This window comes from Pseudomonas entomophila L48 (assembly GCF_000026105.1).
GTDB lineage: Bacteria > Pseudomonadota > Gammaproteobacteria > Pseudomonadales > Pseudomonadaceae > Aquipseudomonas > Aquipseudomonas entomophila.
Genome location: NC_008027.1, coordinates 3038112 through 3063400, shown reverse-complemented (window position 1 = coordinate 3063400; position 25289 = coordinate 3038112). Strand labels below are relative to the sequence as shown.

Here is a 25289-nt window from a genome sequence, read left to right as displayed (position 1 = left end):
TTCATCCGCGATGCGTCGCGCGGGCGGCGCTCGATCTCATAGGCGCCGCAACGCCTGCTTCGAGAACGTTGCGTGTGGCGCAAAGGCCCGTTGCGCTGGCGCCGGATTCTCTGCAACGACGATGCACGGCACCATGCACGCACTTCCCAATGCTTCCCGAGGCAACCTCCCATGAATCCCTCCCTTGCTGTCGCCCAGCCGTCGGCCCCGGGCCTGAGCCGGGCGCTGGTCACGCTGCTGGCGTTCTGCTGTGGCGCCATTGTCGCCAACATCTACTATGCCCAGCCCATCGTCAGCTTGATCGCCCCGGACCTGGGGCTGTCCACCGAGCGGGCCAGCCTGATCGTGTCGTTGACCCAGCTCGGCTATGCCCTGGGCCTGCTCTTGCTGGTGCCGTTGGCCGACCTGCTGGAAAATCGCCGGCTGATGATCGCCACTGCGGTGCTGGCCACCGCCAGCCTGTTGCTGGCGGGCAGCAGCGGCCATGGGCAGGGCCAGTTGTTCCTCGGCTATGCCTTGCTGATCGGTTTCAGTTCGGTATCGGTGCAGATGCTCATCCCACTGGCCGCCCACCTCGCACCGGAGCAGCAACGCGGCCGAATCGTGGGCAACATCATGGGCGGGTTGCTGCTGGGTATCCTGCTAGCGCGACCACTGTCGAGCCTGGTGGCCGACCACTTTGGCTGGCGGGCGGTGTTCATCGGCGCGGCGGGGGTGATGCTCGTGATCATCCTGCTGTTGACGCTGACCTTGCCGCGCCGGGTGCCCGAGCACAAGGCCAGCTATGCCGGGCTGATGCTGTCCCTGATCGGGTTGCTGCGTCGCTACCGGCTGTTGCGCCAGCGTGCCCTGTACCAGGCGCTGATGTTCGGAGCGTTCAGCTTGTATTGGACGGCAGTGCCGCTGGCCCTGGCGGGTGAGCATGGTCTGTCGCAGAGCCAGATCGCATTGTTCGCCCTGGTGGGTGCGGTCGGGGCGGTGGCAGCCCCCATGGCAGGCCGTCTGGCCGACGCGGGGCACGCACGGCTCGGCTCGCTGCTGGCAATGGGGCTGGCGCCCGTGGCCCTGTTGATTGGCTTGAGCGCACCGGGCATGAGCGTGATCGGTCTGGGGCTGACCGGTGTGCTGCTGGACTTTGCCGTGCAGATGAACATGGTCATCGGCCAGCGTGAAGTGTACGCACTCGACCCGGCCAGCCGTGGGCGGCTCAACGCGCTGTACATGACCAGCATCTTCCTGGGCGGGGCCGTGGGTTCGGCGGTGGCCAGTGGTGTCTACGCGCAGTTCGGCTGGAGCGGCGTGGCACTGGCGGGTGCCGCGCTGCCTGCCCTGGCACTGCTGGTGTTCCTGGTGATATCGCGAAAGGGCTGATCAGCGCCCCAAAGGCAGCGCTACACCAATCAAGGCGAATAGACTGCCACAGCAACGATTGAAGCCCCTGCCGCCCTTGGCCAGCCAGGGGCGGATGCGAAACGCCAGGCGCGCCAGCAGCCACTCGACGAGGCATTCGACGCAGGCAAAGGTCGCCGCCAGCACCACGAACTGCATCGCCAAGCCCCGGTTCGGGTCGATGAACTGGGGCAGGAAGGCACCATAGAAGAGCAGGACTTTCGGGTTGGCCACGGCAGACAGAAGGCCTTGGCGGAACAAGCCGGCATTGCTCAGTCGGGTGTTGGCTTCGAGCGGTTGCAGATGCAATCCCGACGTGCGCCATAGCTGGATGCCCAGCCATACCAGGTAGGCGCCGCCCACCCACTTCATCACGGTCAGCAACGATGCCGAGGCCAGCAGCAACGCGCTCAGGCCAAACAGGGTGAGGGCGATCAGGGCTGTGAAGCCGACGCCACCACCGATGATCGTGAACAGCGTGCGCCGTGCCCCATAGAGTGCGCCATGGGTGAGCGCCAACAAACTGTTGGGGCCGGGGGTCAGCGACAAGCCGATGCAGGCAAGCAGGTAGATGAGCCAGGTATCGAGAGCCATGGAGGTGCCTTGTGTGTTTTCAGGGTGCCAGTATGAAACAGGTCGATACCGACACAGCGTATGATCTGGTCAATTCATGGTGATATCTGGACGCCCTGCATGACCCCCGACCTGCGCCTGCTGATCTTGCCTTTGCCTGAGTTCGCGCTGCTGCCCTTGGGCGCGTTCCTCGACAAGCTGCGTTTTTCCGCTGATGACGAAGACTACAGCCGCCAGCGCTACTGCCACTGGCGCGTACTGGGGCTGGATGGGCAGCCGGTGCCGTCGAGCAGCGGCGCGGTATTGCAGGTGGAAGTGACGCCAGAACAGGTCGAGTGGCGCGAGTTCGACTATCTGGTGTTGTTCGGTGGGCGCAACGCCACCGCAACGGCGGTGCTGGCCCCCGCGTATCGGGCATTGCTCAGATGTGCGGTGAAGGCTGGGGTGAAGCTGGTCTGTGTCGACAATGCCGCCTTCCTGCTCGCGGCTTGTGGATTGCTGGATGGGTTCAAGGTCGTGGTGCACTGGCGGCATGAGGCCGAGTTCCGCGCCAGCTTCCCGGGTGTGCAGGTGCTGACCGAGCAGTTGTATTGCTTCGATGGGCCGCGCATCACCTGTGCCGGCGGCACGGCAGCCATCGATCTGGCGGTGGAGCTGATTGCCCGCTCCTGTGGGCGGGCCAGGGCGCTGAAAGGCCTGGCGGACATGTTGGTGGACGAAAGCCGTGACAGCCGTCACGCCCTGCGTTCTCTGGAGGCTGGGCCAGGGCAGGGGCGCCAGGTGCAGCGGGCCCTGGCGCTGATGCGCCATCACCTGGCGGCGCGGTTGTCCATTGAACAGCTCGCGGCGCAACTGGGCATCAGCCGGCGCCAGCTCGACCGCCAGTTCCAGGCCAGTCATGGCATGAGCGCCAAGGCCTGGTGGCAGGAAATGCGCTTGCAACAGGCGCGGTGGCGGTTGCTCAACTCAAGCCACAGCCTGGCGCAGATTGCCGACGAGGTGGGGATGGGGGATGCCAGTTATCTGGGCAAGTGGGTGAAGCGGCGGTTCGGTTGCACGGCATTGGCGTTGCGTAGGGGGTGTTAAAGGCAACGCTGCGCGTTGCGTTCGCCAGCAGGGCTGGCTCCTACAGGTTGTATGCCATCTGCGCCTACTGTGGGGTACCGAACAACCCCGTCCAGTAGATCCCGGCATCGCTCTTCGGATCGACCGCGTACGCCGCCCCCAGCTCGCGGTAGTCCGGGTTCATCAGCGTCGCGCAATGCCCGGGGCTGGCCAGCCAGCCATCGACCACCTTGCCCGCGGTGTCGCGCCCGGCGGCAATGTTCTCGCCGATCTGCCGGTACAGGTAGCCGGCCAGTTCGGCGCGATCACCCGGCGTGCGGCCGTCGCGGTCGATATGGTCGAAGAAGTTCTGGTTGGCCATGTTGCGTGTGTGGTTGGCAGCCACGCCAGCCAGCGTGCTGTTCCAGGCCAGCGCCGGGGCGGCAGGGAACGGCTGGCCGCCGCACTGGCGTGGCACGTTGCGCGCGGCGTTGATCGCCTGCAGCAACTTCTGCCCCTCGGCCTGCCAGTCGCCCAGGCGGCCACTGAGCAGCGGCCGGGCCAGGACGATGCGCCAGTCGCGTCCCTCCTGGCTGACACCGATATCGACGAATTGCGGGTCGAGCACCACCTGGCAGAAGCTTTCCTCGATGGCCCTCATTGCCGCCTGGGCATCGCGTGGGCCGGACAAACTGATGGCCTGGACGTTGACCATGGGGTAGGCGGCGCGGCTCATGGCCTGCTGCAGGTCACGGGTGCCCTCCGGCGACAGGGCCAGGCGGGTGTCGCTGGTGAGCGGCGGCAGCTCCAGCGAGGCTTCGCCGCCACAGCGTTGGGCCTGGCTGCGATAGACGTTGATCGTCTCGATCAGTTGCGCTTCCTCGCCGGTGAAGGCCAGGGCACTGGTCGAGGCCAGCAGCGACAGACCGAAGAGGCAGGCAACGGATGACAGGACGCGCATGTGGATCTCCCTATGACTGGCAGCGTCGGGGGCAAGCCCGCCCGCGCTGCTCATCCTACACAAGCGCATGGGTTTTGGCCCGGCCCTGTGCAGTGCGGCAAAGGGGCAATAGACCGTCGATGATGGCAAAAGTGCGATCACTGGGTGAGGTTTCCCAGAGCCGAGCTACCTGGCCAGCGCCTGGTTGGGTTTGTAGAACAGGAAATGCGTGGTCTCGGTGGTCTTGCGGTAAGTCTTGGCCCAGTCGGGGCTCACGTTGCGGTCATGGAAGTAAAGTGCGCCATCGGTGGGGTCTTTCAGTTGCTGGTTGAGCGCCTTGCGTGCGATTTCCTTGGCCACCGTGTAGCGCTCCTCTTCTTCCACCTGGTCGGGACGCCCGTCGCACCACCAGGAGAACTGGCAGCTCTTGCTCTCCACCCCTTGCTTGACCACCCCGCAGATCGTGTCGGGGAAACCGTCGTGGCCCAGGCGGTTGAGCACTACGCTGGCCACGGCGCTCATGTCCTGGGCGTCGGCGCCTTTGGCCTCCCAGTAGATGGTGCGTGCCAGGCAAGTGATGCTGTCATCCATGGGGGCCTGCCCGGCCGGGTCGACCGCCTGCACTTCGCTCGGGCTGAGCTTTTCCTGCTGCTTGGGCGGCGGTGCGTCCTCGACGACTTTTTCCTCGAGCTTGTGCGCCTTGTCCTCGGCGACGGCGGCCTTCTGGTTGTCGGCCGCGCCGAGCGGGCCTGCGAGCAGGGCCAGGAGCAGGCCGGACAGTATCCAGAGATGGCGCATGGTCGAGGTCTCGCGGGGTAGGGTGCCTGTGAGTCTAGCCGTGCGCGCTCAATTCAGCGTCAGGCTCAGCACCAGGGGCAGGGTCACGGCGGCCGCCACGGTCTGCAGGGCGATGATGGTCGCCATCAGGGGCGCGTTGCCGCCCATTTGCCGGGCCATCACATAGGACGACGAGGCGGTCGGCAGTGCCTGGAACAGCACGGCTACCACCGCAGCCTGGCCGCCCAGCCCGAACAGGCGACACAGGCCCCAGGCGGTCATCGGCATCACCAGAAACTTGAACAGCGACGCGGCCAGCAGCGGCTTGGCCTGCTGGCCCAGGCGCGCACCGCCCAACGCCGCGCCCACGCACAACAGGCCCAGGGGCAGGGCGGCCTGGCCCAGTGCTTTGATCGTGGGCTCCAGTCCAGCGGGCAGGCCCAGGCCGCTGATCCGCAGCAGCAGGCCACCAGCGCAGCCGACGATCAGCGGGTTGGCGAAGATCGCCCGAAGCACCGTGGCCGGGGAACTGTGGCGGGCACTGAAACGGGCGAACACCAGTACGCAGAGCAGGTTGACCAGCGGCACGATGGCGGCGTTGGCCACCGCCGCCAGAGCGATCCCGGCGCTGCCGTAGAGGCCGGCGGCCAGGGTGGCGCCGATGTAGTTGTTGAAGCGCACGCCGCCCTGGAACACCGAGGTGAAATCGGCGCCATCGTGGCTCGCCGCCCCCTGGTAGAGCACCAGCAACAGGGCACCGAGCAGGGTGGACAGCATCAGTACGCCGACCATGCCCAGCACCGGCACGCCATCAAGGTTGGCGGTAGCCAGGCCGTGGAGGAACAGCGAAGGTAGCAGCACGTAGTAGCTCAGGCGCTCGGCGCCGGGCCAGAAGCTTTCGGCGAGAAAGCCGCGTACCCGCAGCCAGGTACCCAGCGCAATAAGCAGGATGATCGGCACGAGTGTGGTCAGCAGCAGCGCAAGCATGGGCGTGGGTCCGTGGTCGGGTACGGACACAGCCTAGCGGGGAGCGAGGGTTGGAAAAAACGTTGTTTTCTGCAGGGAGTGTTGAGGAAAACTGCATTGTTTGAAGGTGATGCGGGAGCCAACGGGCTCCCGCACGGTCACGCTGCCTGGATCAGGCGCTTTCGAGGTGGCGGATGGCCGCCTTCAGGCGCTCTGCCGGCTGGTGCTGGTGGACGATGTCCGGCGCCTTGCGCACACGGCCGTGCTGGTTGACCCAGTGACCGTTGGTGAAGTAGCGGTAGCTGGCGGTGCCGTTGTTCCAGCCGGTATCGAGCAGGCCTTGCAGGTGGAAGGTCTGGGCGATCTGGCTGAGCGGGCCGCTGGGGCTGCCGTCCAGGTGCAGGACGATCGAGTGGCTGCTGGGCGGGGCGAACAACAGTTCGCTGTATTTACCCCACACGTTGGCGTGGAAGACCTGCACCGGATGGGTGGTCTGGATGATGGTGGCCCTGCCGGTGACCTTCTTCGACACGGTGTTCACAAGCAGGTCGAGGGTCAGGTTCGGCGCGCCGAGCAAGCCGTTGCTGACGTTCAGGCGGGTATGGAACAGTCCGATGGCCATGCTGATTCTCCTTGTCTGCTCAGGCTTTCTTGGCGGCTTTGGCGGCCGGGCTCTTGGTCGAGGCGAGGGCCTGGTCCAGGGCCTTGCCCACGGCGCCGCTGGCCAGTTGCTTGAGTTGGGCCACGTCACCAGTGGCGATCACCGCTTCGAGGGTGGCGTTGTGCAGTTCGGTCTGCAGGTTGACGCCAGCCAGTCCCTGGATGCGCTGCAGCTCAAGCACGACCGGTACGTTGTTCTCCTCGATCCAGCGCTGGCCGTTGTAGTAGCGGTAGCTGGCCGTTCCCTTCTGCCAATCTTGGTCGAGCAGCGCCTGCAGTTCGAACTGCACCGGCGAGTTGGCATGCGGACCACCGTGGTTGCCACGCACCGTCAGCAGGATCTTGCCTTCGCTCGGCGGTTGGACGGCTTGGTAGCTGAAGGTACCCCAGACATCCTCATGCACCTCCAGCGGAGGGTTGGTAGCCTGGGTGATCAGCGCGTGGCCGTTGACACTGCGGTCCGGCGTGTAGACCAGCAGGTCCAGTTGCAGGCGCGGGGCACCTGGCTGGTTGTTGCCGATCAGGTAGGACACCGGGAAGAGTGCTTCCGACGGTGCGAGCAGCGATTCAGACATGATTGCCTCCATTGCATTCAATGAGTGAAGAACGGTTATGTCAGCTGGCGCAGGCGGTAGGAGGGGAGAGAGTTCGAGCTGGCTTGCGCTCGAAAGGCCGTCGGGCTGCGTCATGAAGACGGGCCGACGGGTGCGAGAGGCTGTTGGCAGCCAACTTGGGCAACCCATCCGTGGTACACGGGCCGCCTGCCTGGCAGCCCGCTTGAGTTAAGCAGGCCCGGCAGGCAGTGATGGCTTTTTTGCATTATCTCCGACGAGTGGCTCAGCGCTTTTTGTCGCGCATGGCCACGAAGCTGCGGCGCATGTCGCTGGCCCAGCCGTCAAGTACCGGCTTGACGTCGTTCAGGGTCAGCTGCGTAGTGTCGTTCTCCAGGTCCTTGCCGCTGCCCTTGCGCACCACCTGGGCCAACACCTTCTGGTTGCCGCCATCGAGGAAGGCGGCTTCCACGGCGATGTCCACGGCCTGGTCGCGGCCGCCGGCGGCGGTGTTGACCGCCGCCGCCACCAGGGCGATGGGGATCACTTCATAGGGCTTGAGGCCTTCTGTGCTGGTGGACACCGCGGTGATCGCCGGGCGCACCACGATGGTGTTCGGGCCGGGCTCCTTGACCAGGGTCAGCACGCTGCCCAGCTCGCGGCGCATCGCTTCGTTGAAGTAGCGGGTGATCTCCTGCAAGGTCTGCGCCGAGATCACATTGGTCGGCTGCGGCTTGGGATAGAACTGGCTCGGTTCGATGAACACCTTGGTGTACTGGCTGGCCTTGATGTCCGGGTCGACCCAACGCATCACCGGCACGCCGGAAACGCTTTCGGCGGGCTTCAGCCGGCTGTAGTCCTTGAGAAAGCCGGAGTAGTCCTTGGGGTCGACCCGGTTGCTGGAGCAGGCGACCAAGGCCAGCAGGGCGGCGCACAACAGGGTGGTGCGAGGCAGGTGCTTCATGATGACGAGGTCCATGAGGGAAGTGGCCAGAACAACGCTAGCAGGTGCTTGGCGGATGGCCAGCACCTCGCCCGATGCCATTGCCGATTCCTACATGACGGCCTGAATGCGCCGACTTTCCAGTGGCGTACAGCACTGGAAAAATATGCCCTTTACGGGTATGTTTTGAGGTGTTGACACATGGATGTCTACAAGCGAAGGGAGTTTGCTCGCTGGCAAGTACGGGAGTGCGTACCTGACAACGTGTTGTGCAAGGCGGTGGCGGAAATGCAAAGCGGCCTTGTGGACGCCAGCCTTGGCGGGCTTCTGTACAAGAAGCGCGTCGCCGGATGGGGCATCGGGAAACGTGGAGGATACCGAACTCTGCTGTCCGCACGTGTAGGCAGTCGATATGTGTTTCTGCATGGTTTTGCCAAGAACGATGTGGCGAATGTCACGTCGAGCGAGCAGAAAGCACTGCAGTTCACCGGCCGGGTTTTTCTGGAACTGTCACCGCAGGCCTTGGCCAAGGCGCTGGATTGCGGTGTGTTGATGGAGGTCCATTGTGACCCGCAAACTTATTGAATCGTTGCGTGATGATCTGAGCGCATTGGAACAGGCAGGCGCGGTCGGCAAGATCACCCTGCGTGACTTCGAGGCGCTCTGCCCGGCGCCAGTCAGGGCATTCAGTGCCGAGGACATCAAACGCCTGCGCGAGGCCCTGAATTTCAGCCAGCCCGTGTTCGCCCTGCACCTGCACACCAGTGCATCCACGGTACGCAAGTGGGAGCAGGGCGAAACGCGGCCTGCCGGCCCTGCTCTTAAACTACTCAACCTTATCGCTGACAAAGGGTTGCAGGTAATTCTCTAGCGTTCAGCCCAATGCCTCGCGCACCCGATACCACAACATCCCCAGCGCCAGCAGCGGCGAGCGCAAGGCCTTTCCGCCGGGGAAGGTGAGGTGCGGCACGGCGCTGAACACATCGAACCCATGGCTGTGCTCGGTGGCGATGGCCTCGGCCAGCAGCTTCGCGGTCCAATGGGTGACGTTCAGGCCATGCCCGGAATAGCCCTGGGCATAGTAGACGTTGGGGTACTGGCCCAGGCGGCCTACCTGGGGGAAGCGGTTGGCGGTGATGCCGATCATGCCGCCCCACTGGTAGTCCAGGCGCACGTCGGCCAGTTGCGGGAACACCTTGAGTACCTTGGGCCGCATGTAGGCGCCGATGTCCTTCGGGTCGCGTCCTGAGTAATGGCAGGCTCCCCCGAACAGCAGGCGGTTGTCGGCGGTCAGGCGGTAGTAGTCCAGGCCGACTTTCTGGTCGCACAGCGCCATGTTCTGGGGAATCAAGGCGCGAGCGAGCGGTTCGGGCAGTTGCTCGGTGGCCACCACGTAGCTACCTGCAGGCAGCACCTTGCCGGTCAGGCGCGGTTCCAGTTCGTCCAGGTGGGCGTTGCAGCCCAGTACCAGGCTCCGGGCGCGGACCTTGCCCCGCGCGGTGTGCAGGGTCACGGTGCTGCCGTGCTCGATGCGCAGCACCGGGCTCTGCTCGAAGATCCGCACGCCCAGGCCATGGGCTGCACGGGCCTCACCCTGAACCAGGTCGAGCGGGTGCAGGTGCCCGGAGCCCATGTCCACCAGGCCACCGGCGTACAGGTCACTGGCGACGATCTCGTGCATGCGCCTGGGTTCGACCAGGCGTGTCTCATGGCGGTAGCCCAGTTCCGCCAGGTCGCTCTGTTCCTCCTCGAAGGCGGCGAACTGCACCGGGGTGTTGGCCAACTCGCAGAAGCCCCAGCGCAGGTCGCACTCGATGCCGTACTGCTCGATGCGCCGGGCCACCAGCGCCACCGAGTCGATACCCGCCTGCTTGAGGTAGCGCACGCCATCCTGACCGACATGCCGGGCAAAACCCGAGACGTCGTGGCCAATCCCGCGGATCAGCTGGCCGCCGTTACGCCCGCTGGCCCCCCAGCCGATGCGCCGGGCTTCCAGCAAGATCACCGACAGGCCGCGCTCGGCCAGCTCCAGGGCGGCGTTGACACCGGTCAGGCCGCCGCCGACTACGCAGACGTCAGCGTGCAGGTCCTGGTCGAGCACAGGGTAGGGCGTACCCTGGCGTGCGCTGGCGGCGTAGTAGGAAGCGGTGTGTTCAGTCATGTGTGGCATGGGTGTGCTCGGCTCAGCGGTTGGACTTGATCTTGCTCCAGGAGCGGGTCATCTGCCGCAGGATCCCGGGGCTTTGCATGGTGGAGACATACAGCTTGTCCAGCACTTCCTGGGGCGGGTAGATCTCGGGGTTGTCGACCAGCGCCGGGTCCATTTCGGCCTTGGCGTCGGGGTTGGCATTGGCATAGCCGACGGTCTTGCTGACCTTGGCGATCACCTTGGGGTCGAGCAGGTAGTTGATGAACGCCAGGGCTTCGTCGGGGTTCTTGGCGTCCTTGGGGATGGCCAGCAGGTCGAACCACAGGTTGCTGCCTTCCTTGGGGATGCTGTAGGCGACCTTGACGCCGTTGCCGGCCTCTTCGGCGCGGTGCGCGGCCTGCAGCACGTCGCCGGAGTAGCCGAAGGCGATGCACACGTCGCCGTTAGCCAGATCGGAGACGTACTTGGAGGAGTGGAAATAGGTGATGTACGGGCGCAGTTCGAGGAAGCGGGCCTCGGCCTTCCTGTAGTCGTCGGCCTTCTCGCTGCGCGGGTTCATGCCCAGGTAGTTGAGCATGGCCGGGTACAGTTCGTCGGGCGAGTCCATGAACGCCACGCCGCACTGCTTGAGCTTCTTGAGGTTCTCGGGCTCGAACAGCACCGCCCAGGAATCGATTCTGTCGATACCCAGCACCGCCTTGACCTTGTCGACGTTGTAACCGATGCCGTTGGTGCCCCACAGGTAGGGCACGGCGTACTGGTTGCCCGGGTCGTTCTGCTCGAGTTGCTTGAGCAGTTTCGGGTCCAGGTGTCGCCAGTTCGGCAGTTTTTCGCGGTCCAGCGGCAGGAACGCGCCGGCCTGGGCCTGGCGGGCGAGGAAATGGTTCGAAGGCACCACCACGTCGTAGCCGGTACGCCCGGCCAGCAGCTTGCCTTCGAGGGTTTCGTTGGAGTCGAACACGTCATAGACCACCTTGATCCCGCTGCTGGCCTGGAAGTCGGCCAGAGTGGTGTCACCGATGTAGTCGGTCCAGTTGTATACGCTCACCGTCGGCTGGGCCTGGGCGGCGGCACCGAACAGCAGGGCGAAGGTTGCGGGGATCAGGGCTTTCGGATGACGCATGTCGACACCTCGTTGGTCTTTTTCTTGGTCGTGGTATTAACGATGAATCGGTGCTGCGGCGTTCGTTGTAGGAGCGGCTTCAGCCGCGATGCCGGCACCGCGGTGCCAGGCACCCGCTTTGCGGGTGATCGCGGCTGAAGCCGCTCCTACAGGGGGCGTTGCAAATCACACGCTCAGCAGCAGGAACTCCCGCTCCCACGAGCTGATCACCCGCTTGAAGTTCTCGTGCTCGGCGCGCTTGACCGCGACATAACCCTGGACGAACTGCTGCCCCAGGTACTCGCGCACTACCTCGCAATCCTCCATGTGCTGCAGCGCGTCCTCGATGGTGATCGGCAGGCGCAGGTTGCGCCGTTCGTAGGCGCGCCCTTGCACTGGCGCGCTCGGCTCGATCTTCTCGACCATGCCGATGTAGCCGCACAGCAGGCTCGCGGCGATCGCCAGGTAGGGGTTGGCATCGGCGCCCGGCAGGCGGTTCTCCACGCGCATCGCCTCGGGGCTTGAGGTCGGCACGCGCAGGCCAGCGGTGCGGTTCTCCTCGCCCCACTCGACATTCACCGGCGCCGAGGTGTCGGGCAGGAAGCGGCGGAACGAGTTGACGTTGGGCGCGAACATCGGCAGCAGTTTGGGGATGTACTTCTGCAGGCCGCCGATGTGGTGCAGGAACAGCTCGCTCATGCTGCCGTCGTCGTTGGCGAAGATCGGCTTGCCGGTGGCGATGTCGACCACGCTCTGGTGCAGGTGCATGGCGCTGCCAGGCTCGTCGGTGATCGGCTTGGCCATGAAGGTGGCGGTGACGTTGTGCTTGAGCGCCGCCTCGCGCAGGGTGCGCTTGAACACGGTGATCTGGTCGGCCAGGTCGAGGGCGTCGCCATGGCGGAAGTTGATCTCCATCTGCGCCGGGCCGTCCTCATGGATCAACGTGTCCAGGTCCAGGCCCTGGATCTCGCACCAGTCATAGACGTCCTCGAACAGTGGGTCGAATTCGTTGGCGGCGTCGATGGAGAACGACTGGCGGCCACTTTCGGCACGGCCCGAGCGGCCCAGCGGCACTTGCAGCGGCAGGTCCGGGTCTTCGCAGCGCTGGGTGAGGTAGAACTCCATCTCCGGCGCGACGATCGGCTGCCAGCCCTTGTCGGCATACAGCTTGAGCACCTTCTTCAGCACGTTGCGCGGCGACAGCTCGATGGGGTTGCCCTGCTTGTCGAAGGTGTCGTGGATGACGATCGCGGTCGGCTCGATGGCCCACGGGATCTGGTACACCGCCGTGGGGTCGGGGCGGCAGACCATGTCGATGTCGGCGGCGTCGAGCAGGCTGTAGTAGATGTCGTCATCGACGTAGTCGCCGGTGACGGTCTGCAGCAGCACGCTTTCGGGCAGGCGCATGCCGCGCTCGTGAAGGAACTTGGCGGTCGGGGCGATCTTGCCGCGGGCGATGCCGGTCAGGTCGCTGATCACGCATTCGACTTCGGTGATCCGGTGTTCTTTCAGCCAGGTGGACAGCTGATCGAAGGGGGCGTTCATACAGACCTCTTGGTTGGGTTGTTGTGCGTCGTTCGCCAGTGGGCACTTCCCACGGGTGACGCTGAGGGCTATCTTGGGCGCAGCCCGCGAGGGCGATCTATCCACTTTTTTCGCCGTTGAATGCACCAAAAGAGTGCAATAGGACAGTGCGTGACAGCGCCAAATGCCTTGCAGGTCCAGGATTTCCGTACCACCGATGTGACCGAACAGACCCGCGCCACCCCCGGCTGGCAGCAGCAGTACCGGCAGATGTCCCCGGGGCATTTCAATGGCCAGTTGCGCTGGCTGGGGCTCGAGGGCGTGGAGGTCTACGAGGAGCGCCTCAATACCCGGGTCGAACAGTTCTTCCGCGCCCCCAGCGGCGCGTTGGCATTTTGTTTCGACCGCAGCGAAAACAGCCTCTACCTGCTCAACGAGGACAGCCGCAACATCTGGATCACCCCCGAGAACTACCAGGAGGTGGCTGTGGTGTTCGACCAGCCGTTCCTGGCCCGTCATGGCCTGGATGTGGAGCGCCTGCGCGGGTTGTTCATGGTGCCCTTGACCTGCCAGCAGAACGCATTGTTCGGCAACTGGCTGAGCGCCACGCTCACCCGTCTGGGCCAGGCCGGCTGCCCGCTGGAGGGCAGGGCGCTGGCCGAGCAGTTGCTGGAGGACTGCCTGTTCATCCTCGACAATGCTGGCCAGCATCTGCAGGGCGATGCGTTGGGCAAGCGCGATGAAGCGCGGGCGATCATGCGCCGGGTCAGTGAATGGGCCGCCGACTGCCCTGACGAAACCCTCAACCTGGTGGAGCTGGCCACGGTCGCCGGTGTATCGGTTCGCCAGTTGCAGCATGCCTTCAAAGGCTTTACCGACATGCCGCCCGCGCATTGGTTGCGGCTGCGCCGGCTCAACGGCGCGCGGCGTGACCTGCTGGCCGGTGACGCGACCGTGGCCGAGGTGGCCATGCGCTGGTCGTTCTGGCACCTGGGGCGGTTTTCCGACAGTTACCGGCAGCTGTTCAGGGAGTTGCCGAGCGAAACCCTCAGGCGCGGACGCGGGCAGTAGCGGCGCTGACGGCGAAAACTTGCTAGGGTGCCTGCCGCTGTCATGCAGAGGGGCGGGTATGGATACCGCACAGGCACCGCGTTTTACCTATCAGAAAGTCCACCGCTACCTGTGTGACTGGCTCGACGCGCAGCCACACGGGCAAGTGCACCGTTTGCCGTCGCTGCGGGAAGTGAGCCGACGTTTGCGGGTCTCGCTGTCGAGCAGCAAGCAGGCTTTTGCCTTGCTCGAGGCGCAAGGGCGGATCCTCTCCAGGCCCAAGGTCGGCTACTTCAGCGTGCCGCGTGCGCCGACAATGCTGCTGGCGCCTTCGGCCAGCCTGGTCGACCGGGTGTTCGCCAGCGCCCGGCAACCGGGGATGCTGGCGCTGAGCAGCGATGCGCCGAGCGTGCTTGCGGCCCTCGAACACCCCCTGGCGATGATCGAGCGTGAACTGCTGCGCCAGGCGCAGCGCAGCGAATCGCCCCCCTATCAGCCATGCGGCGAGCCAGAACTGCGTGAGGCATTGGCACGCCGCTACAGCCGCGGCCTGGAGGATCACTGGCAGGCCGACCAGGTGTTCATCGGCGCCGACCTGCGCAGCATGCTCGAACTGGCCTTGCGCGCGCTGGTACCCGCCGGGGCGGTGGCGCTGGTCGAGTCACCGTGCTCCTGGTTGGTACTGCGGCAATTGCGGCTAGCGGGGTTGCAGATCGTGGAGGTGCCGCTGGACGGGCAGGGGCGGTTCGACCTCGACGCAATGGCGCATGTGCTGGCCGACATGCAGGTACGCGTGGCGGTGCTGTCCTCGGCGGTCAACATGCCCCAGGGGGGCGTGATGCCGGCAGAGGACAAGCAGCGCCTGTGCACGCTGCTGGCCAGGCACCAGGTGTGGCTGTTCGAGAACGACAGCTACGGCGCACTCTGTCCCACACAGCCTCGCTACAGGGACCATGCCGATCCGCAACGGTTGCTGGTCTTTGCCAGTTTCGACAAATGCATCGGCGCCGAGGCGCCCTTTGGTTACCTGCTGTGTCGGCAAACGACCATGCTGGCCCAGGCATTGGTCGCCCGAGGTTTCCGCCTGCCGGCCTACCGCCAGCGGGCCATCGCACAACTGCTGTCCAGTGGGCGTCTGGATCACCACCTGCAGTCGCTGACCGGGCAGCTCGCCGCCAGCCAGGCGCGCATGGCGCACCTGCTGCAACGCCATGCGGCGGACTGCCTGCGGCTGGTCTTGCCGGTGGCTGGCCCCGCATTCTGGCTGCAGGCCGCGCGGCCGGTGGACATGGACACCGTCTGCGAGCAGTTGCTGGCGGCTGGAATCGTCATTGCACCGGGCTCGGTGTTCAGCCAGGCCGGCCATTGGCGTGATTACCTGCGCCTGAGCTTCACCGTCGACTGGCGCCAGGACATCGAAGGGGCGCTGATCAAGCTGGCCCAAGTGATACGCCAGGCGCCTCAACTGCCGTAGCAGTGCGCAAGCTCGGGGAACTCGCCCTGACGCACTTCGCTGGCATAGCGTGCGCAGGCCTCGCCAATCACCGCTGTGAGGTCGGCGTACTGCTTGACGAAGCGCGGCTGCTGCGGCCCACCGAGGCCGAGCAGGTCCTCGGTGACCAGGATCTGCCCATCGCAGGCTGGTGAGGCACCGATGCCGATGCACGGCTGCTGGCTCTGTTGGCTGATACGCCGCGCCAAGGGCTCGGCAACACCCTCTAGCAACAGGCTGAAGGCACCCGCCGCGAGGTTGGCGCGGGCATCTTCGACAATCGTTTCAGCACTGGCCTCGGTCAGCCCCTGGGCCTTGTAGCCCCCCATGACATGGACGAACTGCGGCATCAGGCCGACATGGGCCATCACCGGGATGCCCCGTTCGACCAGGAACGCGACTGTAGGGGCCAAGGCGCGATTGCTCTCGAGCTTGACCGCATCGCAGCCGGTTTCGGACAGCACCTGGGCGCAATTGCGAAACGCTTGCTCGGGGGACGCCTGGTAACTGCCGAACGGCATGTCGGCGATCACGCAGGCGTGCCGGGTGCAGTCGACCACGGCACGGGTATGGCTGATGGTTTCGTCCAGGCGCATGGCCAGGGTGGAAGGGCGGCCGTAGGCGACCATGGCGGTCGAATCGCCGACCAGGATGAAGTCCACCAACGGGTCGATCAGACGGGCGATGGGAGTGCTGTAGGCAGTCAGGGCGGCGATCTTCTGCCGGCCTTTCAGGGCGGCCAGGTCAGTGATGGTCAGGCGGTGGTGAAGGGTGCTCATCGGTACCTCCGGCGTGTTTGGAGGTGTCCGATTATTAGCCTGTGGGCGGGGGATTCAAGGTACAGATCACGACGCAATTGCAGCCCAGATAGCGTGCGCACCGCACCTCTGTAGGCGCCAGCCTTGCTGGCGAACACCGGCAAGGCCGGTGCCCGCCATCGCGGTAGAAGGATCAGTTACGATCCAGCCACACCGTCTGGGCATTGGTGAACTCACGCACGCCAAAGTGCGACAGCTCACGCCCGAACCCGCTTTTCTTCACGCCACCGAATGCCACGCGGGGATCGGAGGCGCAGTAGCCGTTGATGAACACGCCACCGGTGTCCAGCGCTTCGGTCATGCGCTCGGCCAGGGCGTAGTCGGCGGTGTAGATGGTCGAGGCCAGGCCGAATTCGCTGTCGTTGGCCAGCTCCACGGCATGGTCAGCGTCACGGGCGCTGATGATTGCCGCCACCGGGCCGAACAGTTCCTGCTTGAACGCCGTCATCTCAGGGGTGACGTTGGCGAACACGGTCGGTGCGTAGAAGTTGCCCACGCCTTCGAGCTTGTGCCCGCCCAGCAGCAGGGTGGCGCCCTCGGCCAGCGTGGCCTGGACCTGGCCGTCGAGCTCGTCGCGCAGGTCGTAGCGGGCCATCGGGCCGATGTAGGTGGCCTCTTCCAGCGGGTTGCCGACGGTCAGCGCACGGGTGGCAGCGACGAACTTCTCGGTGAATGCCTCGACGATGCTCTCTTCGACGATCAGGCGCTTGGCAGCCGCGCAAACCTGGCCGGTGTTCTGGTAGCGGCCGATCACAGCGGCTTTCACAGCGGCATCGAGGTCGGCGTCGGCCAGCACGATGAACGGATCGGAACCGCCCAGTTCCAGCACGCATTTCTTCAACGCGGCGCCCGCCTGGGCGCCGATGGCCATGCCGGCGCGCACGCTGCCGGTCAGGGTGATGGCGGCGATGCGCGGGTCGTTGATGGCGCGGGTGACGCCCTCGGGGGTGACGTTGAGCACCTCGAACACGCCCTCAGGCAGGCCAGCACGCTTGAACAGGTCGGCCAGCAGGTAGGCGCTGCCCATCACGTTGGGGGCGTGCTTGAGCACGTAGGTGTTACCGGCCAGCAAGGCCGGCACGGCGCCACGCAGCACCTGCCAGATCGGGAAGTTCCACGGCATCACGGCGAGGATCGGGCCGAGCGGGCGGTACTCGATACGGGCCTTCTCGATCTGGGTCGGCTCGGGGGCGAGCATGGCCGGGCCGTGTTCGGCGTACCACTGGCACAGGCCGACGCACTTGCTGACTTCACCGCGGGCCTGGGTGATCGGCTTGCCGATTTCGCGGGCGATCATCTGGGCGAAGGCTTCGGCGTTGGCCTGCAGGGCTTGCGCCAGGGCGAGCAGGTATTCGCTGCGCTGACCCAGCGACACTTTGCGCCACTGGCCATAGCCCACCTTGGCGCGTTGCAGCGCCGCCTCCAGTGCGGCGTCGGTGTCGAAGGCGTAGTGGCCGATCCGTTCGCCGCTGAAGGGGTCGACGGAAATGGCGTGGGTCAGGCTGCTGATCTCGCTCATGGCAGGACTCTCATTGTTTTGATGGGGTGAGTCCAGACTAGGGGTGATGCGCTTTAATGAAAACTGAATAATACTGAGCGAAACATTCACGTTTGGAGAATGATTGTGGACCTGGTGCAACTCGAGATGTTCAAGGCCGTGGCCGAGCACGGCAGCATCAGCGCTGCCGCCCAGCACATTCACCGGGTGCCGTCGAACCTGACCACCCGCATCAAGCAGCTGGAAGAAGACCTGGGCGTCGAACTGTTCATCCGCGAGAAGAGCCGGCTGCGCCTGTCGCCTGCCGGGTGGAACTTCCTGGAATACACCCGGCGCATCCTCGACCTGGTGCACGAGGCGCGCCTGACCGTGGCCGGCGAGGATCCGCAAGGCACCTTTGCCTTGGGCTCGCTGGAAAGCACGGCGGCGGTGCGCATCCCGGCGCTCCTGGCGGCCTACAACCAGCGCTACCCCAAGGTCGACCTGGACCTGTCCACCGGCCCTTCGGGGACCATGCTCGAAGGGGTGTTGTCAGGTCGCCTGGTGGCGGCCTTCGTCGATGGCCCGGTGCTGCACCCGACCCTTGAGGGCATGCCGGTGTTCGAGGAGGAGATGATGGTCATCGCGCCGCTCAACCATGCCCCGGTGACCCGCGCCCGTGACGTCAATGGCGCGAGCATCTATGCCTTCCGCGCCAACTGCTCGTACCGCCACCATTTCGAAAGCTGGTTCGTCCACGACCAGGCCGTGCCGGGCAAGATCCACGAGATGGAGTCCTACCACGGCATGCTCGCCTGCGTCAGCGCCGGTGCGGGGCTGGCCATGATGCCGCGCAGCATGCTCGACAACATGCCCGGTTGCAGCACGGTGAGCGCCTGGCCGATGGCGGAGGATTTCCGCTATCTCAAGACTTGGCTGGTGTGGCGGCGTGGGACGGTATCGCGCAGTTTGAGCATGTTCATCAAGCTGCTTGAGGAACGTCGCGACGCCGCCCTGTAGGAGCGGCTTCAGCCGCGATGCACAGACTAACGGCGCGCCGTTTTGCGAACGCCGGCGCCTGGAAATCATCCAATCTGTGTAGACCATCCCCCAGAGGGAGGAATGCACCATGCGTACCCATCACTACGGCCTGTGCGCGGCACTGATGCTGGCCCTGGCCATGCCCTGGACCCTGGCGGCGGCCGCCGACCTCAACGCCCCGATCGACCCGCAGGGCGTGCAGCTGCAACCCCAGCAACAGAACGGCATTCGCTACCTGCAGGGTGGCATCGGCCAGGATGAAGCCAACGCCCTGCGTCGTACTCAAGGCTACGATTTGCACATCACCCTTTCCATTGGTCGCGATGGCAAGTTCCAGAGCGGCGCCGCAGTGGACATCCAGTCGGCGCAGGGGCAATCGGTGCTGGCCCTGCAGGATGTCGGCCCATTGATCTTCGTGCAACTGCCACCGGGGCACTACCGGGTAACCGGCACGGCGGGTGGGCAGACCTTGCAGCAACTGGTGGCGGTCGATGGCAAGACGCCTGCCAGGGTGGACCTGAATTGGCATTGATTCGACTGGAGTACAAATGTTCTCTTTGGGGTTGGCTTGGGGATTGGTTCGCCGGCAAGCCGGCTCCTACAGGGGAAGAGCATGAGTACTGAATCGTGTTTGCAGGGGCTGTGCGAAGAGGGGTACACCGTGATTCCCGGTGTGCTGGCGCCGCTGCAAATCGCCTTGCTTCGCTGTGCCATCGACGATCTGCAGCCGATCCACTGGGATTACCAAGGTTTGCTTGAACACTACAAGTGTGTGTTCAACCGCGATCCGTTGTGGTTGCCGTTTCTCGACCTGCCGCCGTTGATCGAGCTTGCCGAAGCCGCGCTGGGGGCCGATTGCCACGTGATTGGCCAGACGGCATGGCGCAGCCACCCAGGCTACCCTGGCATGGGGCTGCACCTGGATCATCTCCCCATGGAACTGCCCGAGTGGCTGAGCAGCCTGCAAAGGTTTACCCAGCCCATGCAGATACTCACCGCGCAACTCTATCTCTGCGATATCGACCAAGCGCTGGGGCCGACCTTGGTCGTGCCCGGCAGCCATCATGCAGGCCGCCCGCCCAGGCCGGGCGAGGACAGCTGGCAGGGGCAGGGCGCCGTACCCATCCTGTGCAAGGCCGGTGACGCGCTGGTATTTCGCAGCGATTGCTGGCACGCCGGTGGCGCCAACCGCAGCAACGGGCAAATCCGCGACATGCTCCAGATGCACTATGGGCGGCGAATGGTGGCGCAGAAGTTCTCCCCTTATCTCGACTGGCACTTCAACCCCAAGGTGCTGGCGGCGGCCACGCCCAGGCAACGCAGGTTGCTGGGCGAGCATGTGGAGTCGGAATACGATTGAACCTGCGAATGGGACGAACTGTCCTTCATCAATAGTGGCAAAACACTTCAACTTTGAGATTATTCAGACAATAATCAAAAAATTATTACCACTTGTGACCCGGTGGGATGTGCCGGTGCTCAGGTGCACAACGAGGGGCTGAAGCCCCCGCTTGCCGCAGGCCAGGAAAGCAATGGCCTGTTCGTGAAGACCATCAGGAGAAGTCATTGATGAAAACCCGTCTCGCCGCTTCCTTGGCAGCCGCCGTGCTGGCTTTCGCCGGGGCCAATCTGGCCCAGGCCGCGCAGGTCTCTGGTGCCGTGGGCGCCACTGGTCAGGGCGACATGACCTACCGCATCGGCCTGTCGTTCGACTGGGACAAGAAGTGGCTGGAAAGCAGCACCGGCTACGTGACCGGCTACTGGGACGCGGCCTACACCTACTGGGAAGGGGGCGATGCCAGCGGTGCTCACTCGCTGTCGTTGAGCCCGGTGTTCGTCTATGAGTTCAGCGGCTTCACCTACACCCCGTTCATCGAGGCCGGTATCGGCCTGGCGGCGTTCTCCAAGACTGACGTGGGCGACCAGCGCATGGGCTCGTCGGTCAACTTCGAAGACCGTATCGGCTTTGGTTTGAAACTGCCGGCCGACCAGAAGATCGGCCTGCGCGCCATGCATTACTCCAACGCCGGCCTCAAGCAGCCGAACGACGGCATCGAGTCGTACTCGCTGTTCTACAGCAAGGGTTTCTGAACCCACGCCTGACCCTGTAGGAGCCAGCCTTGCTGGCGAACCGGGCCACCGTGGTTCGCCAGCAAGGCTGGCTCCTACAGGGTGTGGTTTAGCGCACGGCCTTGATCGCCAGCACATTGCACAGCGGGTGCTCCAGCACATGCGCCGTGGTGCCCCCCAGGAACGTCTGCATCGCGTCGTGTCGGTGGTTGCCCATGACGATCACATCCACCCGGCTCTGGGCGATGTAGTGGGCGATCGCCTTGATCGCCGGCCCTTCCAGGAAGTGCCGGCGCTCCAGGGCAATCTCGTGATGATCACCCAGGCGGTTGAACGCTGCCCGCTGGGCCGCGCGTACGCTACCGTCGAACCCAGGCATGGTCACGGTGCCGGCGCCGAAGTCGGCGATATGGGTCTTGGCCGCGTCGCAGACGTGCAGCAGGTGCAGCTCGGCGTTGCATTGCAGGGCCAGGGCGTGTGCGCTATGGATCACCTGTTCGTCCAGGTGCTCGCCCGCACCATGGCTGTTGAGGTCGACCGCGGCGGCGACCTGGCGGGGCAGGGGCAGGCGGATATCGCTGACCAGGTGCACGGCCACCGGGCTGTCCTTGAGCAGTTGCCAATCGAGGGGGGTGACCAGCAGCCGCTTGAGCACCGGTTCGTGTTGCACGTCCTTGACCAATAGATCGCAGCCCAGGCGCTCGATCTGCTCGATGACACTGCTCAGCGGGTCGCGGGTCAGCAGCAGTTCGGTCGAGACATCCAGCCCGCTGTCGCGTAGTTGTTCCGCCGCATCCGCCAGCCACTGGCGGTTGTCGTCGAGCAGGCGCTCACGCTCGCGGCTGTCGCTCATCAGGCCGAAAGTATCGACATCGTCGACGAAGATATTGATATCCAGCAGCGCACCACTGGACTCGGCCAACGCTGCGGCCCGTTGCAGGGCAGGGCTGTAGCGCATCTGCGGGCCGAGCATGACGAACAACCGCTTGAACTGGCTCATCGCACACCTCCACGTGTGGCAGCCCCCCGTTCATGCCTGGTCTGTCTGGCCTTGGCCGTGCGTTGCGGCCAGGGTGTCGTCCATTGAGTCTAGTCGGGTGCGGCGGGCAAGGCTGCGCCTTGCATTCGCCAGCAAGGCTGGCTCCTACGGTCCGGGGTAGGAGCCAGCTTGCTGGCGAATGGGCTCACAACGGATAGTGCTTCAGCTCCCGCGCGATCAGCATGCGCTGGATCTCGCTGGACCCTTCGTAGATCTGGGTGATCCGCGCATCCCGGTAGTATTTCTCCACCGGATAGTCTTCAAGGTACCCATACCCCCCATGCACCTGGATGGCCATGGAGCACACCCGCTCGGCCATCTCCGAAGCGAACAGCTTGGCCTGCGAAGCCTCCGACAGGCACGGCTTGCCTGCGGTTCGCAGGCGTGCGGCATGCAGGATCAACAAGCGTGCGGCATTGATCTGTACCTGCATGTCGGCCAGCAGGTTGGCGATGCTCTGGTGTTCGTTGATCGGCTTGCCGAACTGGATGCGGTCACGGGAATAGACCAGCGCCGCCTCGAACGCCGCGCGGGCGATGCCCAGCGCCTGGGCGGCGATACCGATGCGCCCGCCCTCCAGGTTGGACAGGGCGATGGCCAGGCCCTTACCGCGTTCGCCGAGCAGGTTGGCGGCGGGGATACGGCAATTGTCCAGGGTCACGGCACAAGTATCGGAGGCGCGGATCCCCATCTTGTGCTCGCTGCGGTCGACCTTGAACCCCGGGTTGTCGGTGGGGACCAGAAACGCCGACAGGCCTTTCTTGCCCAGCTCCGGATCGGTCACGGCAAACACGATGGCCAGCTTGGCCCGGCGCGCATTGCTGACGAACTGCTTGGCGCCATTGATCACCCACTGCCCATCGACCAGCTCGGCGCGGGTGCGCAGGTTGTGCGCCTCGGAACCGGCCTGGGGCTCGGTCAGGCAGAAGCAGCCGATCACCTCGCCGGTGGCCAGCCTGGGCAGCCAGGCCTGCTGCTGTTCTGGGGTGCCGTAGGCCAGCAGCGGCCCGCAGCCCACCGAGTTGTGGATGCTCATCAGCGCGCCGATGGCGCCGTCGCCGGCGGAGATTTCCTCGACCGCCAGGGCATAGGCCACGTAGTCGGTGTAGCTGCCGCCGAACTGCTCCGGGGCGACCATGCCGAGCAGGCCCAGCTCGCCCATCTTGCGCACCACCTCGTCGTCGATCCAGCCGACCTTCTCCCAGGCCTGGGCATGGGGCGCGATCTCGCCGCGGGCAAAGTCCCGGGCCATGTCGCGGATCATGATCTGCTCTTCGCTCAGTTCAAGGTCTTGCATCTGTGTACTCCCGGGCTCACAGGCCTTCGAAGAATTGGTCGACCCGCTGGGCAGTCAGGCCTGCCAGGGTAGGCGGGTTCCAGCGCGGCTGCTTGTCCTTGTCGATGATCAGGGCGCGTACGCCTTCGATGATATCGCCGTATTCGAACCACTGGCGGTCGATGTGCAGCTCCATGGCGAAGCAGTCTTCCAGCGCCAGGTGGCGGCCACGGCGCAGCAGTTCCAGGGTCACGGCCATGGCCAGGGGGGAGCGGGTGTCCAGCAGGTCGGCGGTGTCCAGCGCCCACTGGCGGCTGTCGCCGATGGCCACGGCGCGCAACTGCTCGAGGATGCTTGGCAGGTCGGGCAGGGCGAAGAAGTGGTCGATCACCGGGCGCAGTTTGGCCAGCGGCGCGTCTTCCAGCGCCTGGGTGCCCAGGCCGGCCAGCAGGCCTTGAAGGTCCTTGAGCGGGCTGGTGCCGAAGCTCAGGCGATCGAGCCCGTCATCCAGGGCCGTGAGCTTTTCGCTGTCCAGGTACCAGTCGGCCAGGCCGCAGTAGAGGGCATCGGCCGCCTTGATCTGGCTGCCGCTGACACCGAGGTAGATACCCAGCTCGCCCGGCGCGCGGGAGAGGAAGTAGCTACCGCCGACGTCCGGGAAGTAGCCGATGCCCACTTCGGGCATGCCCAACCGGCTGCGCTCGGTGACGATGCGCAGGTCGCAGCCCTGGGCCAGGCCCATGCCGCCACCGAGGGTGAAACCGTCCATCAGTACCAGCACCGGCTTGCGGTAACGGTGGATGCACAGATCGAGGGCATATTCCTCGACAAAGAAGTCTTCGTGAAGCGTCTCACCGGCCTTGAAACTGTCGTGCAGCGAGCGGATATCGCCTCCGGCGCAGAAGCCCTTGGGGCCTTCGCCACGAAGCATCACGGCATGTACCTGTGGGTCCTGGGCCCATTGGTCAAGATGGCGCTGCAGGCTGCGTACCATCTCCAGGGTGAGAGCGTTGAGGCCGGCGGGACGGTTTAGGGTGAGGTGGCCGATGTGATTGCGGACCTCGGCCAGTACCTGATCCGTTGCCGAGGGTTGAGCGTGCGCGGTCATCGCGGTCTCCCTGCTTTGTTATTGATTTTCCAAGTGAAGTCCTGGAATGCGCGGGCGGGTCGCTGGATCCTGTCATGCAAATTTGCCCTGCACAATTGGCAAATCTGCAGGGTTGCCGTGCATTTTTATCGTTTCGCGCATTCCTGGCCCGATGCGGCACTGTAGCAATAGCGCGTCACCTGTGGGAGCGGCCTTGTGTCGCGAAAGGGCTGCGTAGCAGCCCCAGGATTTCAATCCTGAGCGAAGATCCCCGGGGCCGCTTTGCGGCCCTTTCCGTCCGGTCCGACGCCTCGGCAAGGCCGCTCCCACAGGGACCGTGCAGGCGCCGCAATGGCGAGGCGCGTTCTCACGCTCACCCCGAAGGGTGATAGCCGCTCCCTCGTCCCCATGAAACAATCCCGTCCAGTACTCACCCTGGCGGGGACGATAATAATGAGCAACGCCCAGCTGAACTCACCCGACTGGTACGCCCGGATGGCCCGCGTGGTCGATGCCATCGGCACGCCCGGTTTCGTCGAGGCACTGTTCGCCGCGCTCAACCAGTTGGCGCCGTGCCAGGCGATCACGGTGTTCCTGTATCCGCGCAAGGGCCTGCCCTCGGCACTGTTCGCCAAGGACGAAGACGGTCCGTGGCTGCCCGAAGGCAATGTGCAAAAGTACCTGGAAGGCTACTACCTGCTGTGCCCGTTCTACCGTGCCTGCATGGACGGCGTGGTCGCCGGCTGCTACCGCCTGAGCGATGTCGCCCCCGACCACTTCACCCGCAGCGAGTACTACACCGCGTTCTACCGCCACGCCCACCTGGAAGACGAACTCAACTACCTGGTGCCGCTGGACGCCCAGCTGTCCATCGCCGTGGCCCTGGGCAGCACCCGGCGCCTGGGCAGTCGCCAGGTGGCCGAGCTCAAGTGCATCGCCGCCTGGGTGGTGGCGGTGGTGCGCCGGCACTGGGGGCACCTGGACGCCGAGGCACTGGGCGGGCGCTTCGAGAGTGCGCTGGGGCGGCAGATCAGCGCGGCGCTGAACAATTTCGGTTCGTCGCTGCTCACCGAGCGCGAATGCCATATCGCCCAGTACCTGTTGCGCGGCCATTCCACGCGCTCGCTGGCCGAGCGCCTGGGCATCAGCGAAGACACCGTCAAGACCCACCGCAAGAACCTCTACGCCAAGCTCGACATCGCCACCCAGGCCGAGCTGTTCTCACTGTTCATCGCCTCGCTCGCCCAGGCCCAGGAAGGCCTGAGCAAGGACCCGCTGGAAAGCTACCTGCGACGGCGCTGAACCACCGCTACACCGCATC

The 25289-nt window shown here is 65.0% G+C and carries 26 protein-coding genes; 11 read left to right on the top strand and 15 right to left on the bottom strand.

Features of this window, described 5'->3' with window-relative positions:
• Window positions 1-171: 171 nt before the first annotated feature.
• Window positions 172-1371 (top strand): MFS transporter, encoded by a 1200-nt coding sequence (locus PSEEN_RS13485; protein ID WP_011534078.1) that lies wholly within the window; start codon window positions 172-174, stop codon window positions 1369-1371.
• Here PSEEN_RS13485 and PSEEN_RS13480 read toward each other — a convergent pair whose 3' ends face one another.
• Window positions 1372-1983, bottom strand: coding sequence for a LysE family translocator (locus PSEEN_RS13480; protein ID WP_011534077.1), 612 nt, complete (start codon window positions 1981-1983; stop codon window positions 1372-1374).
• A gap of 99 nt (window positions 1984-2082) precedes the next feature.
• Between PSEEN_RS13480 and PSEEN_RS13475 the strand changes: the two genes are divergently transcribed.
• Window positions 2083-3048 (top strand): GlxA family transcriptional regulator, encoded by a 966-nt coding sequence (locus PSEEN_RS13475; protein ID WP_011534076.1) that lies wholly within the window; start codon window positions 2083-2085, stop codon window positions 3046-3048.
• A 64-nt stretch (window positions 3049-3112) separates the two neighbouring features.
• Here PSEEN_RS13475 and PSEEN_RS13470 read toward each other — a convergent pair whose 3' ends face one another.
• The 6 genes from PSEEN_RS13470 to PSEEN_RS13445 form a co-directional block, all read right to left on the bottom strand.
• Window positions 3113-3967 carry a CAP domain-containing protein gene (locus PSEEN_RS13470; protein ID WP_011534075.1) on the bottom strand — a complete coding sequence of 285 codons (855 nt, stop codon included), beginning with the start codon at window positions 3965-3967 and terminating at the stop codon, window positions 3113-3115.
• A gap of 165 nt (window positions 3968-4132) precedes the next feature.
• Window positions 4133-4744 (bottom strand): cell wall hydrolase, encoded by a 612-nt coding sequence (locus PSEEN_RS13465; protein WP_011534074.1) that lies wholly within the window; start codon window positions 4742-4744, stop codon window positions 4133-4135.
• A gap of 48 nt (window positions 4745-4792) precedes the next feature.
• Window positions 4793-5710, bottom strand: a complete 918-nt coding sequence (locus PSEEN_RS13460) for an AEC family transporter (RefSeq protein ID WP_044488137.1) — start codon at window positions 5708-5710, stop codon at window positions 4793-4795.
• Between the two features lie 151 nt (window positions 5711-5861).
• Complete coding sequence (locus PSEEN_RS13455) at window positions 5862-6311, bottom strand: DUF1842 domain-containing protein (protein ID WP_011534072.1); 450 nt, start codon at window positions 6309-6311, stop codon at window positions 5862-5864.
• Between the two features lie 19 nt (window positions 6312-6330).
• On the bottom strand, window positions 6331-6924 hold the full coding sequence (locus PSEEN_RS13450) for a DUF1842 domain-containing protein (RefSeq protein ID WP_011534071.1): 594 nt from the start codon (window positions 6922-6924) through the stop codon (window positions 6331-6333).
• Between the two features lie 262 nt (window positions 6925-7186).
• Window positions 7187-7864, bottom strand: a complete 678-nt coding sequence (locus PSEEN_RS13445) for a DUF3313 domain-containing protein (protein WP_011534070.1) — start codon at window positions 7862-7864, stop codon at window positions 7187-7189.
• A 180-nt stretch (window positions 7865-8044) separates the two neighbouring features.
• Here PSEEN_RS13445 and PSEEN_RS13440 point away from each other — a divergent pair, with 180 nt between their 5' ends.
• Complete coding sequence (locus tag PSEEN_RS13440) at window positions 8045-8428, top strand: type II toxin-antitoxin system RelE/ParE family toxin (RefSeq protein WP_011534069.1); 384 nt, start codon at window positions 8045-8047, stop codon at window positions 8426-8428.
• The gene (locus tag PSEEN_RS13435; RefSeq protein ID WP_044488134.1) at window positions 8409-8714 is read left to right on the top strand and encodes a helix-turn-helix domain-containing protein; all 306 of its coding nucleotides are present in this window, start codon (window positions 8409-8411) and stop codon (window positions 8712-8714) included. The genes PSEEN_RS13440 and PSEEN_RS13435 overlap by 20 nt, the downstream gene beginning before the upstream one ends.
• 3 nt (window positions 8715-8717) lie before the next feature.
• Here PSEEN_RS13435 and PSEEN_RS13430 read toward each other — a convergent pair whose 3' ends face one another.
• The 3 genes from PSEEN_RS13430 to PSEEN_RS13420 form a co-directional block, all read right to left on the bottom strand.
• A complete protein-coding gene (locus PSEEN_RS13430; protein ID WP_011534067.1) occupies window positions 8718-10013 on the bottom strand; it encodes an NAD(P)/FAD-dependent oxidoreductase in 1296 nt (431 codons plus the stop codon).
• 13 nt (window positions 10014-10026) lie between these two features.
• A complete protein-coding gene (locus PSEEN_RS13425; RefSeq protein ID WP_011534066.1) occupies window positions 10027-11115 on the bottom strand; it encodes a polyamine ABC transporter substrate-binding protein in 1089 nt (362 codons plus the stop codon).
• Window positions 11116-11280: 165 nt separating this feature from the next.
• Window positions 11281-12639, bottom strand: coding sequence for a glutamine synthetase family protein (locus tag PSEEN_RS13420; protein WP_011534065.1), 1359 nt, complete (start codon window positions 12637-12639; stop codon window positions 11281-11283).
• A gap of 150 nt (window positions 12640-12789) precedes the next feature.
• On the opposite strand from PSEEN_RS13420, the gene PSEEN_RS13415 reads away from it, so the two are divergent.
• Window positions 12790-13689: a helix-turn-helix domain-containing protein gene (locus tag PSEEN_RS13415; protein ID WP_044488132.1), complete on the top strand. Its 900-nt coding sequence runs from the start codon at window positions 12790-12792 to the stop codon at window positions 13687-13689.
• A 58-nt stretch (window positions 13690-13747) separates the two neighbouring features.
• Window positions 13748-15142, top strand: coding sequence for an aminotransferase-like domain-containing protein (locus tag PSEEN_RS13410; RefSeq protein ID WP_011534063.1), 1395 nt, complete (start codon window positions 13748-13750; stop codon window positions 15140-15142).
• Here the strand turns inward: PSEEN_RS13410 and panB are convergent.
• Both panB and PSEEN_RS13400 read right to left on the bottom strand, forming a co-directional pair.
• Window positions 15130-15939: a 3-methyl-2-oxobutanoate hydroxymethyltransferase gene (panB, locus tag PSEEN_RS13405; RefSeq protein ID WP_011534062.1), complete on the bottom strand. Its 810-nt coding sequence runs from the start codon at window positions 15937-15939 to the stop codon at window positions 15130-15132. The two genes, PSEEN_RS13410 and panB, sit on opposite strands and share 13 nt — an antisense overlap.
• Before the next feature lie 172 nt (window positions 15940-16111).
• Entirely contained in the window at window positions 16112-17497 is a 1386-nt protein-coding gene (locus PSEEN_RS13400; protein WP_011534061.1) for an aldehyde dehydrogenase family protein, read from the bottom strand.
• 105 nt (window positions 17498-17602) lie between these two features.
• On the opposite strand from PSEEN_RS13400, the gene ptrR reads away from it, so the two are divergent.
• From ptrR to PSEEN_RS13380, 4 genes are all read left to right on the top strand, one after another.
• On the top strand, window positions 17603-18475 hold the full coding sequence (ptrR, locus tag PSEEN_RS13395; RefSeq protein ID WP_044488802.1) for a putrescine utilization regulator PtrR: 873 nt from the start codon (window positions 17603-17605) through the stop codon (window positions 18473-18475).
• Window positions 18476-18584: 109 nt separating this feature from the next.
• On the top strand, window positions 18585-19028 hold the full coding sequence (locus PSEEN_RS13390; protein ID WP_011534059.1) for a hypothetical protein: 444 nt from the start codon (window positions 18585-18587) through the stop codon (window positions 19026-19028).
• 81 nt (window positions 19029-19109) lie between these two features.
• Complete coding sequence (locus PSEEN_RS13385) at window positions 19110-19856, top strand: phytanoyl-CoA dioxygenase family protein (RefSeq protein WP_044488129.1); 747 nt, start codon at window positions 19110-19112, stop codon at window positions 19854-19856.
• Window positions 19857-20065: 209 nt separating this feature from the next.
• Complete coding sequence (locus PSEEN_RS13380) at window positions 20066-20587, top strand: acyloxyacyl hydrolase (protein WP_011534057.1); 522 nt, start codon at window positions 20066-20068, stop codon at window positions 20585-20587.
• An 88-nt stretch (window positions 20588-20675) separates the two neighbouring features.
• Here the strand turns inward: PSEEN_RS13380 and PSEEN_RS13375 are convergent, their stop codons facing one another.
• The 3 genes from PSEEN_RS13375 to PSEEN_RS13365 form a co-directional block, all read right to left on the bottom strand.
• Window positions 20676-21566 (bottom strand): universal stress protein, encoded by an 891-nt coding sequence (locus PSEEN_RS13375; RefSeq protein WP_011534056.1) that lies wholly within the window; start codon window positions 21564-21566, stop codon window positions 20676-20678.
• 184 nt (window positions 21567-21750) lie between these two features.
• Window positions 21751-22902: an acyl-CoA dehydrogenase family protein gene (locus PSEEN_RS13370; RefSeq protein WP_011534055.1), complete on the bottom strand. Its 1152-nt coding sequence runs from the start codon at window positions 22900-22902 to the stop codon at window positions 21751-21753.
• Between the two features lie 16 nt (window positions 22903-22918).
• The gene (locus tag PSEEN_RS13365) at window positions 22919-23989 is read right to left on the bottom strand and encodes an enoyl-CoA hydratase/isomerase family protein (RefSeq protein ID WP_011534054.1); all 1071 of its coding nucleotides are present in this window, start codon (window positions 23987-23989) and stop codon (window positions 22919-22921) included.
• Between the two features lie 432 nt (window positions 23990-24421).
• On the opposite strand from PSEEN_RS13365, the gene PSEEN_RS13360 reads away from it, so the two are divergent.
• Window positions 24422-25270, top strand: a complete 849-nt coding sequence (locus PSEEN_RS13360; RefSeq protein ID WP_011534053.1) for a helix-turn-helix transcriptional regulator — start codon at window positions 24422-24424, stop codon at window positions 25268-25270.
• Window positions 25271-25289 lie beyond the last annotated feature (19 nt).

Coding starts and splice junctions, on each gene's coding strand:
- PSEEN_RS13485 (WP_011534078.1), top strand. CDS start 172: ATGAATCCCTCCCTTGCTGTCGCCCAGCCGTCGGCCCCGGGCCTGAGC.
- PSEEN_RS13480 (WP_011534077.1), bottom strand. CDS start 1,983: ATGGCTCTCGATACCTGGCTCATCTACCTGCTTGCCTGCATCGGCTTG.
- PSEEN_RS13475 (WP_011534076.1), top strand. CDS start 2,083: ATGACCCCCGACCTGCGCCTGCTGATCTTGCCTTTGCCTGAGTTCGCG.
- PSEEN_RS13470 (WP_011534075.1), bottom strand. CDS start 3,967: ATGCGCGTCCTGTCATCCGTTGCCTGCCTCTTCGGTCTGTCGCTGCTG.
- PSEEN_RS13465 (WP_011534074.1), bottom strand. CDS start 4,744: ATGCGCCATCTCTGGATACTGTCCGGCCTGCTCCTGGCCCTGCTCGCA.
- PSEEN_RS13460 (WP_044488137.1), bottom strand. CDS start 5,710: ATGCTTGCGCTGCTGCTGACCACACTCGTGCCGATCATCCTGCTTATT.
- PSEEN_RS13455 (WP_011534072.1), bottom strand. CDS start 6,311: ATGGCCATCGGACTGTTCCATACCCGCCTGAACGTCAGCAACGGCTTG.
- PSEEN_RS13450 (WP_011534071.1), bottom strand. CDS start 6,924: ATGTCTGAATCGCTGCTCGCACCGTCGGAAGCACTCTTCCCGGTGTCC.
- PSEEN_RS13445 (WP_011534070.1), bottom strand. CDS start 7,864: ATGAAGCACCTGCCTCGCACCACCCTGTTGTGCGCCGCCCTGCTGGCC.
- PSEEN_RS13440 (WP_011534069.1), top strand. CDS start 8,045: ATGGATGTCTACAAGCGAAGGGAGTTTGCTCGCTGGCAAGTACGGGAG.
- PSEEN_RS13430 (WP_011534067.1), bottom strand. CDS start 10,013: ATGCCACACATGACTGAACACACCGCTTCCTACTACGCCGCCAGCGCA.
- PSEEN_RS13425 (WP_011534066.1), bottom strand. CDS start 11,115: ATGCGTCATCCGAAAGCCCTGATCCCCGCAACCTTCGCCCTGCTGTTC.
- PSEEN_RS13420 (WP_011534065.1), bottom strand. CDS start 12,639: ATGAACGCCCCCTTCGATCAGCTGTCCACCTGGCTGAAAGAACACCGG.
- PSEEN_RS13410 (WP_011534063.1), top strand. CDS start 13,748: ATGGATACCGCACAGGCACCGCGTTTTACCTATCAGAAAGTCCACCGC.
- panB (WP_011534062.1), bottom strand. CDS start 15,939: ATGAGCACCCTTCACCACCGCCTGACCATCACTGACCTGGCCGCCCTG.
- PSEEN_RS13400 (WP_011534061.1), bottom strand. CDS start 17,497: ATGAGCGAGATCAGCAGCCTGACCCACGCCATTTCCGTCGACCCCTTC.
- PSEEN_RS13390 (WP_011534059.1), top strand. CDS start 18,585: ATGCGTACCCATCACTACGGCCTGTGCGCGGCACTGATGCTGGCCCTG.
- PSEEN_RS13385 (WP_044488129.1), top strand. CDS start 19,110: ATGAGTACTGAATCGTGTTTGCAGGGGCTGTGCGAAGAGGGGTACACC.
- PSEEN_RS13380 (WP_011534057.1), top strand. CDS start 20,066: ATGAAAACCCGTCTCGCCGCTTCCTTGGCAGCCGCCGTGCTGGCTTTC.
- PSEEN_RS13375 (WP_011534056.1), bottom strand. CDS start 21,566: ATGAGCCAGTTCAAGCGGTTGTTCGTCATGCTCGGCCCGCAGATGCGC.
- PSEEN_RS13370 (WP_011534055.1), bottom strand. CDS start 22,902: ATGCAAGACCTTGAACTGAGCGAAGAGCAGATCATGATCCGCGACATG.
- PSEEN_RS13365 (WP_011534054.1), bottom strand. CDS start 23,989: ATGACCGCGCACGCTCAACCCTCGGCAACGGATCAGGTACTGGCCGAG.
- PSEEN_RS13360 (WP_011534053.1), top strand. CDS start 24,422: ATGAGCAACGCCCAGCTGAACTCACCCGACTGGTACGCCCGGATGGCC.